This is a genomic window from Streptomyces sp. NPDC060205 (assembly GCF_042728395.1).
In the GTDB taxonomy this organism is placed as follows: Bacteria; Actinomycetota; Actinomycetes; order Streptomycetales; family Streptomycetaceae; genus Streptomyces.
Map to the genome: position 1 here is coordinate 1 of NZ_JBHWZP010000374.1, position 8,675 is coordinate 8,675.

An 8,675-nucleotide genomic window follows, 5' to 3' on the forward strand; every position below is an offset into this window, starting at 1 on the left:
GTGCGGGCCTCCGCGTTCGGCTGGGCCCCGTCAGGGGCGCGGGGAACTGCGCGGCCAGCCACCATGGACCCGCAGGTGCAGGACGGCCCCGCAGGGGGGCTTGCTGTCGGATGGGCGCTGCGGGCCCGGTGGGGGTGGGCCGCGCAGTTCCCCGCGCCCCTGAGGGGCGGGTCTGTGCGGGCCTCCGTGTAGGGCAGGGCCCCTGACGGGGCGGGCCCGTGGGGGCCGCTGGCCCTGGCGGGACGCCCTAGCGGGCGGTGGCGCTGCGGACGCGGCGCCACAGCGCCGGGGTCACGCTGACGATCACCGTCAGGAGCACCGCCGCCAGCACACCCTCCCACGGTTCCTTGAACAGGGACCCGCCCAGCACCCCGATGAGCTGGTACGTCGCGGCCCACGCGAGGCACGCCGGCGCGTTGCCGTGGGCGAACCGGCGCATCGGCCACTTCGCCATCAGGCAGGCGAGCATCACCGGGATGCGCCCCGCCGGCACCAGCCGGGACAGCACCAGCACCGCGACCCCGTGGTCCGCGAGCTTCCCCTGGGCCTGGGCCAGCCGGTCCTCGGGCGCCCGGTCGCGGATCGCCTCCAGCCAGCGTGAGCCGTTCTTCGACTTCATGCCGCGGCGCCCGAGCCAGTACAGCGCCATGTCCCCGAGGAACGCGGCCAGCGCCGACACGACGAAGACCAGCAGCATCGAGAAGGGCGCCGCCTGATGGACGGCCACGACGGCCGCCGAACTCACCAGCGCACCCGTGGGAATGACCGGCACCAGCGCGCCGATCAGCACCAGCAGGAACAGCGACGGATAGCCGAGCGCCTGCTGAGTGGCCACAGTCGGCACGGTCGTGACCGCGACGGCGAGCACAGGTCTCACCGGGTTCCGCCCTCCCGCTCGTCGTCGCCCCGACCGGCCGGTGCGTCCCCAGGGGTTGACCCGTACCCCGCGATCTTGGGTCGCACACTTTCGCCCTGGTCGAGCCGGTGCACGGTCACGCCGGGCGCACGCTCGGCGGCCAGGCGCACGAACTCGGCGCCCGGTGCAAGGAATTCATGGGGGCGCACGGAATCCATCCCGATGGGCCAGTACGTGCCGTAGTGCACCGGCACCGCGCTGCCGGGCCGCAGCAGGGCCAGCGCGTCGGCGGCCCGGCCCGCGTCCAGGTGCCCCTCGCCCAGATACGGCCCCCACCCGCCGACCGGCAGCAGCGCCACGTCGACCGGTCCGACCTCCTCGGCCATCGACTCGAACAGCCCGGTGTCCCCGGCGAAGTACGTCCGGGACTCGCCCTCGATCACATAGCCGAGGGCGGGCGCGCGATGCGGTCCGACCGGCAGCCGCCGCCCGTCGTGCCGCGCGGAGACGACCCGTACGACCAGGTCACCGACCTGGACCCGGTCGCCGGGCGCCACCTCGGTGAGCTCCGGTTCGCCGAGCCTGCGCAGCCCGGGCACCGCGCGCCGGGCACCGCGCGGCACCAGGAGCCGGGTGCCCGGGGCGAGCCGGGACAGCGACGGTACGTGCAGATGGTCGGCGTGCAGATGAGAGATGAGCGTCACATCCGCCACCGCCGCCTCGGCGGGCGGGGGCGCGCCCCGGCGCCTGCGCAGATGCGCGAGCCGGCGCGCGAAGAGCGGGTCCGTGAGCACGCGTACTCCCGAGTCCTCTACCGTGCAGGTGGCGTGACCCCACCAAGTGATCTCCACCGGCACTCCTTTGCCTCCTTCGCGCGACTCCCCCCGAGCCTACGGGCAGGAGTAGGGTCGGCGACGAAACCCGGAGGTGAGGGGGACGCCATGGGAGACGCACGCCGTACCTCCGGCATGCTCCGCGTGACGACGATCGCCAGCCTGACACCGTTGGAGGAGCTGGACGCGGACCCCTTCCTGGTGGACTCGCGCAGCCAGCACGCCATGTGTGCGCACTGGGCGGCCGAGCGCGGTTACGTGGTCACGCGGGAGCTGCTCCTGCGAGGGCTGCGGCCCGACCACTGCGCGCTCTGGGAGGACGCCGAGGCGGGGCTCGTGGATCTGTTCGTCGCGCCCAGCCGCCGGGTTCTGGAGCGGGCGCTCGCCTCTGTGGACGCGTTCACGGCCGAGTGCGCGCGGCGGGGGGTGCGGGTCGAGACGGTGGGGCACGCGGAGCCGTCGTACGACGCGCAGATGAAGGCGCGGGTGCATCGGCGGCTGTCTATGCCGACGGCCGGGTACGACGGCCGTTGATCGCTCCGGGCCTCGCCCCGGGCCGGGGTGGGGTGCTGGGCGTTCGTGGGTGGGTGCCGGTCCGGTGGGGGCTGGTCGCGCAGTTCCCCGCGCCCCTCAAAGACTGCGCAGTTCCCCGCGCCCCTTAATGATTGCGCAGTTCCCCGCGCCCCTTGAAGAGTGCGCAGTTCCCCGCGCCCCCTGGAGACTGCGCAGTTCCCCGCGCCCCTGAGGGGTGACGGAGGGGGCTGGTCGGGTTGTGGCAAGGTGGGGCCGAGTCCGTCGGCTAGGGGGCGGGCGCGGATGTGAGGTAGGCGTGACGTGGGGAAAGAACGATGGCGGAGGGTGGCGAGCGCGGTCTGGCGGAGTGTCGCCGTGTGGGCGGTCTCCACGGTCACCATGCTCGTGCTCGCCGGGATCCTGCCGGACTTCAGGCTCCAGTCGGCCGACGGTGACAGCGCCACCAGCATCGCCGTCACCGCCGCACTGGGCGCCGGAGCGTTCGGCCTGCTGTCCTCCCTCGTGTGGCCCCTCCTCGTACGGGCCCTGCTCCTCGTCCCCGCCCTCGTCCTCGGCGTCCTCGTCTTCTTCCTGAACGGCTCGCTCCTGCTGCTGGCCCTGCGCCTGGACCCCTCGGGGCAGAGCGAGGCCGCCCCGGAGACCGCCGTGGTCGTCGCCGCCGTGATGTCCGCGGTCGCCTCGGCGACCGGCGGCGCGCTGGCCGTGCGGGACGACGACGCCTACCGGCGCAGGCTGTACCGGCTGTCCGACCGCCGCCGCGGACAGGCGCCGCCGCCCGGCGCCCAGTCCGCCCCCGGCACGGTCTTCCTCCAGCTCGACGGCGTCGGTCACGACGTGCTCGTGGACGCCATCGGACGCGGCCTCATGCCCACCGTGGCCGCCTGGCTGGGCGAGGGCCCGGGAGCCCGTACGACCCACCGGCTCGCCCCCTGGCGCACCGACTGGTCCAGTCAGACCGGTGCCAGCCAGCTCGGCATCCTGCACGGCTCCAACCACGACATCCCCGCCTTCCGCTGGTACGAGAAGGACACCCGGGAAATCATGGTCTGCAACCGGCCCACCAGCGCCGCGGAACTCCAGCGCCGGGCCATCGAACGCACCGGTGACGGCGGCCTGCTCACGGTGGACGGCGCGAGCCGCGGCAACCTCTTCAGCGGCGGCGCCGAGCAACTGGCCCTGGTGCTCTCCGTGGCCGCCAGACGCGGCAGGGAGAACCGCTCCCGGGCGGGCTACTTCGCGTACTTCTCCGATCCCGCCAACGCGGTCCGTACCGCGCTGTCCTTCGTCGCCGACGTCGGCCGGGAGATCGGCGAGTCCACGCGGGCCCGGCTGCGGAAGCAGCGCCCCCGGGTCGGCCGGGGCGGGCTCTACCCGTTCATCCGGGCCTTCGCGACCGTCGTCGAGCGGGACGTCGTCGTCGCGGCGGTCATCGGGGACATGTTCGCGGGGCGCGCCGCGGTCTACGCGGACCTGGTCGCGTACGACGAGGTCGCGCACCACTCCGGGCCGCGCAGCCGGGACGCGGAGAAGGTCCTCCAGCGCCTCGACCGCTCGCTGGCCCTCATCGAGCAGGTCGCCGAGCACGCGCCGCGGGCGTACCGCGTGGTCCTGCTCTCCGACCACGGCCAGAGCCCGGGGGAGACCTTTCACGCCCGTTACGGACTCGGCCTCGGCGAGCTGGTGCGGGCGGGCTGCGGGCTGCCCGTGCCGCGCAAGGCCCGGCGTACGCACAGCGGTGCCGAGGCCAGGGCGGCGGTGCGGGCCGCGCTGCGCAGGCCCGTGGAGGAGGGCGGCGAGGAGTTCCGGCCGACCCGGCCGCCGTCGGAACCCATCGTGCTGGCCTCCGGGAACCTGGGGCTCGTGTCCTTCCCGGACGTGCCGCACCGGATGAGCCGCGAGGAGATCGACGAACGGCATCCCGCGCTGCTCACCACGCTCGCGAACCATCCCGGGATCGGGTTCGTGCTCGTACGCAGCGAGGAGCACGGCGGGCTCGTGCTCGGGGCGCACGGCGCGGAGGTCCCGCTGGACGAGCTGGACGACGACGATCCGGGTCCGCTCGCGGACTTCGGGCCGGGCGCGGCCGACGCGGTACGCCGTACGCACGCGTTCCCTCATGTCGCGGACATCATGGTGAACTCCTGGTACGACCCGGAGGACGGCGAGGTCCTCGCGTTCGAGGAGCAGGTCGGGTCGCACGGGGGGCTGGGCGGGGCGCAGGGGCGGCCCTTCCTGATGTCGCCGCTCACGCTTTCACCTCCGGTGGGGGCGGGGGAGGAGCTGGTGGGGGCGGAGGAGGTGCACCGGGTGCTGCGGCGGTGGTTGCGGGAGGACGACGGTCCGCAGGTGCCGGTCGGCGACGGCGCGCCACGTGGCGACTCGCGTCCGGCGTGACGGGGTGTGATCCGGCTGGGGGTCGGTGGGGCTCGCTGCGCAGTTCCCCGCGCCCCTAAGGGCGTGAGCCTGGCGTGGACCGGTCGGGTGCGGGTCGGTGGGGGTTGCTCGCGCAGTTCCCCGCGCCCCTTGGGGGCGTTGGGGCTGGTGCGGACGGTTGGGTGCGGGTCGGTGGGGGTTGCTCGCGCAGTTCCCCGTGCCCCTTAGGGGCGTTCGCTTGGTGTCGGTGGTCTGGTGCGGGTTCGGTGGGGGTTGGCCGCGCAGTTCCCCGCGCCCCTGTCGGGGCCTGGGGCCTGGGGGGAAAGACAGGGGCGTAGCCCCGTCTTTCAGGGGCGCGGGGAACTGCGCGGCCCGCCCCCACCGGCCCGCAGGTGGACAACCCCCGCCGGGAAAATGAGCTGCGGGGGCGGCCCGGGCCCACGCACACTGGGCGTGGCCAAGCCCCCGAACCCCAGGAGCCCGCGTGCAGGCAGCCGTCACCGTCACTCCCGCCCGTGTACCGGAACTACTGCTCGGTCTCGCGACCGTGCGACCCGTGTTCCTGTGGGGCGCCCCCGGCATCGGAAAGTCCTCCCTGGTGCGGGAGTTCGCCGAGTCGCTGGGCCTGGAGTGCGTGAGCCTGCTGGGTACGCAGCTGGCCCCGGAGGACCTGATCGGCGTACCGCAGATCAGGGACGGCCGCTCGGTCTTCTGCCCGCCGGAGGCGATCGCCCGCGACGAGCCGTACTGCCTGTTCCTGGACGAGCTGAACGCGGCGACGCCGGACGTCCAGAAGGCCTTCTACTCGCTGATCCTCGACCGCCGCATAGGCAACTACGAGCTGCCCGCGGGCTCGATCGTGATCGGCGCGGGCAACCGCTCGACGGACAACGCGCTCGCCCGCCCCATCGCGTCCGCCCTGGTCAACCGCCTCACGCACGTGCATCTGGAGGTCTCGGCGAAGGACTGGCTGGTGTGGGCGGCGACCAACGACATCCACCCGTGGGTGCTCGACCACCTCACCGACCGCCCCGACCACCTGTGGTCCAAGCCGCCGAAGACCGAGGAGCCCTTCTCCACGCCCCGCTCCTGGCACATGCTCTCCGACGCCCTGCGCTCCTTCGGCCCGACCCTCGACGAGCCGACGCTCAAGGTCATCGCGCACGGCACGCTGACGCCCGCGCACGCGGTCGCCTTCTGCGGCTACGTCAAGATCGTCCGCAGCCGGTTCGGCATCGAGGCGATCCTCAAGGGCGAGGCCCGCTGGCCGAACCGCGTCGAGGACCGCGACCTGCTGTACTACCTCGCCGAGTCGTTCCGGGGACGGCTGGTCAAGGAGCTGCCCACCAGCAAGGAGCACGCCTCGGCGAACGGCCGGCAGACCGCGTACCGCGCGAAGTCGCTGCTCGTGCAGCTCGCCGAGATATCGGTGGAGGTCGCCCAGAGCGTCATCGCCTCGGACGAGGACGGCAATCCCGTGCTGCCCGCCTGGTTCCTGGTGGAGGCGGCCCGTGACATGCCCCGGCTGGTGGAGGCCCGCCGGTGACCCGTACGGGCAAGCAGGCGGAGCCCAAGAAGGACCTGGCCGCCGAGGCGTTCGCGGAGGGCATGCGGCTCGTACGGGCCAACCGCGCCCTCGCCGCCATCGGCTTCAGCGTCTGCCGCCAGGAGAACTGCGAGGACTCGCCCCGCGACGGGCTCGTCCGCGTCGACTCCGACGGCGTCCTGCACGTCCACCCCAAACGCCGCGCCCAGCCCGCCGAATGGGCCTGGGCGGTCGCGCACGCCGCCCTCCACCTCGGCTTCGGACACGTACCGGCGCACAGGACCGTGCGGGAGCAGCCCGACCGCTTCGACCTCGCCGCCCGCTGCGTCGTCGTCAACCGCTTCCTGCTCGGCTTCCCCATCGGCCTGACCCCCGCGGACCTGCCGATGTCGTACCCCGACGGGGACGAGGAGCAGCTCGCCGCGCGCTGGCGCCGCGACGGCGCCGGCATCCCCGCCGTGTACGAGCGCTGCGGTACGGCCGGTGACGAGCCGGACCAGCTGCTCGTGCCGTGGGACACCTGGCGGGGCGGGTCCGCCCCGGACTGGCAGCTCGCCTTCGCCCACGCGCTGACGCGCACGGTGTCCGCCGCGATGGACATGGCGGGCGGCCGACGCGACTCGATGCGCGGCGGCATCACCCCGCGCCAGCCGTGGGAGCGGGCCCTGAGCTGGTTCGTGTCCTCCTACCCCCTGCTCGGCGGCATCGCGGCCGGCATCACGATCGTCGCGGACGCCGAACTCGCCCACGCGCACGGCATCTCCGTCGCCGCGGTCGACCCGGAGGCCGCTGAGATCTACATCAACCCGCTGCGGCAGTTCGACGACGAGGAGTGGCGGTTCGTCCTGGCCCACGAGATGCTGCACGCCGCGCTGCGCCACGGCGACCGCTGCGGCGTCCGCGACCCGTACCTCTTCAACGTCGCCTGCGACTACGTCATCAACTCCTGGCTGACCGAGATGCAGGTCGGTGTGATGCCCGAAGGGCTGCTGTACGACCAGGAGGTGAAGGACCTCTCCGCCGAGGAGGTCTACGACCGGCTCGCCACCGACCTGCGCCGCCACCGACGCCTCGCCACCCTGCGCGGCAAGGGCGTGGGAGACATCCTGGGCGGTCCGCTCGGCTCGCCGCGCGACTACGTCGACCTCGACGAGTTCTACCGCCGCGGCCTCGCCCGCGGACTCGACCTGCACCAGCGGCAGGAGCGCGGCTACCTGCCCGGCGGGCTCGTCGAGGACATCCGCGCGCTCAGCCATCCACCGCTGCCGTGGGACGCGCAACTGGCTCGCTGGTTCGACGAGTTCGTGCCGCGCCCCGAGCCGCTGCGCACCTACGCCCGCCCGTCCCGCCGGCAGGCCGCCACCCCCGGCATCCCGCGCGCCGGGCGGTACTTCCCGCCCGAGGAGATCGCCCGCTGCACCTTCGGCGTGGTCCTCGACACCTCCGGCTCCATGGACCGCACCCTGCTCGGCAAGGCGCTGGGCGCGATCGCCTCGTACGCCGAGGCCAGGGACGTACCGGCGGCGCGGGTCGTGTTCTGCGACGCGGCACCGCACGACGCGGGCTTCGTCCCGGTCACGGAGATCGCCGGGCGGGTACGCGTCCACGGCCGGGGCGGCACGATCCTGCAGCCGGGTGTGGACCTCCTGCACCGGGCGAAGGACTTCCCGCCGGGCGCCCCGGTCCTGATCATCACGGACGGCTGGTGCGACGTCCTGCGGGTCCGCCGCGAGCACGCCTATCTGATTCCGCAGGGCGCCTCCCTGCCGTTCACCGCGCGGGGGCCGGTCTTTCGCGTGCGCTGAGCCCGACGGTGACCCGAGTGTGATCGGATGGTGCCACGGACCCGGAACCGGGACCTCGTCGAAAGGGAATCATCGTGGCAACAACGCGCTCCGCACACACCGTCTGGGAAGGCAACCTGCTTGAGGGCAACGGCGTCGTCACCTTCGACTCCTCCGGCATCGGCGAGCAGCCGGTGTCGTGGCCGTCGCGCTCCGAGAAGGCGAACGGCAAGACCAGCCCGGAGGAGCTGATCGCCGCCGCCCACTCCAGCTGCTTCTCCATGGCGCTCTCGCACGGCCTCGCCGGCGCCGGCACCCCGCCCACCAAGCTCACCACCTCCGCGGACGTCACGTTCCAGCCGGGTGAGGGCATCACGGGCATCCACCTCACCGTGGAGGGCACCGTGCCGGGCCTCGACGAGAACGCCTTCGTCGCCGCCGCCGAGGACGCCAAGAAGAACTGCCCGGTCAGCCAGGCGCTGACGGGCACGACGATCACGCTGACGGCGAAGCTCGCCTGACACCCCGCCGCTGCGGAGGACCCGCACACCGCTCTTGAGGCGATGCCGCGCCCCACGCCGTGGGCGCGGCATCGTCATGTCCGGCCAGGTCCGGGGTACTTGCCCCATTGACAGCATCGCACTCAAGTTTTGTGATGGAACGCGGTGATGGAACGCGGCAGCACCTGGGCGGAAGGGGACGGACATGGCACGTGCGGTCGGGATCGACCTCGGTACCACGAACTCGGT

7 protein-coding genes are annotated in these 8,675 nt (G+C 73.3%); 5 read left to right on the plus strand and 2 right to left on the minus strand.

Annotated elements, in window-relative coordinates:
- Positions 1-247 precede the first annotated feature (247 nt).
- Positions 248-877: a DedA family protein gene (locus tag ACFWGJ_RS38190; RefSeq protein WP_387333562.1), complete on the minus strand. Its 630-nt coding sequence runs from the start codon at positions 875-877 to the stop codon at positions 248-250.
- Complete coding sequence (locus tag ACFWGJ_RS38195) at positions 874-1,713, minus strand: MBL fold metallo-hydrolase (RefSeq protein ID WP_387333563.1); 840 nt, start codon at positions 1,711-1,713, stop codon at positions 874-876. The genes ACFWGJ_RS38190 and ACFWGJ_RS38195 overlap by 4 nt, the downstream gene beginning before the upstream one ends.
- A gap of 84 nt (positions 1,714-1,797) precedes the next feature.
- Here ACFWGJ_RS38195 and ACFWGJ_RS38200 point away from each other — a divergent pair, with 84 nt between their 5' ends.
- The 5 genes from ACFWGJ_RS38200 (at position 1,798) to ACFWGJ_RS38220 (ending at position 8,447) form a co-directional block, all read left to right on the plus strand.
- A complete protein-coding gene (locus tag ACFWGJ_RS38200) occupies positions 1,798-2,223 on the plus strand; it encodes a hypothetical protein (RefSeq protein ID WP_387333564.1) in 426 nt (141 codons plus the stop codon).
- Between the two features lie 324 nt (positions 2,224-2,547).
- Entirely contained in the window at positions 2,548-4,617 is a 2,070-nt protein-coding gene (locus ACFWGJ_RS38205) for an alkaline phosphatase family protein (protein ID WP_387333565.1), read from the plus strand.
- Positions 4,618-5,080: 463 nt separating this feature from the next.
- Complete coding sequence (locus tag ACFWGJ_RS38210) at positions 5,081-6,142, plus strand: ATP-binding protein (RefSeq protein WP_248776645.1); 1,062 nt, start codon at positions 5,081-5,083, stop codon at positions 6,140-6,142.
- A 62-nt stretch (positions 6,143-6,204) separates the two neighbouring features.
- Positions 6,205-7,947: a hypothetical protein gene (locus ACFWGJ_RS38215; protein ID WP_387333566.1), complete on the plus strand. Its 1,743-nt coding sequence runs from the start codon at positions 6,205-6,207 to the stop codon at positions 7,945-7,947.
- Positions 7,948-8,021: 74 nt separating this feature from the next.
- Positions 8,022-8,447: an OsmC family protein gene (locus ACFWGJ_RS38220; protein WP_107016823.1), complete on the plus strand. Its 426-nt coding sequence runs from the start codon at positions 8,022-8,024 to the stop codon at positions 8,445-8,447.
- The last annotated feature ends 228 nt before the right edge of the window (positions 8,448-8,675 follow it).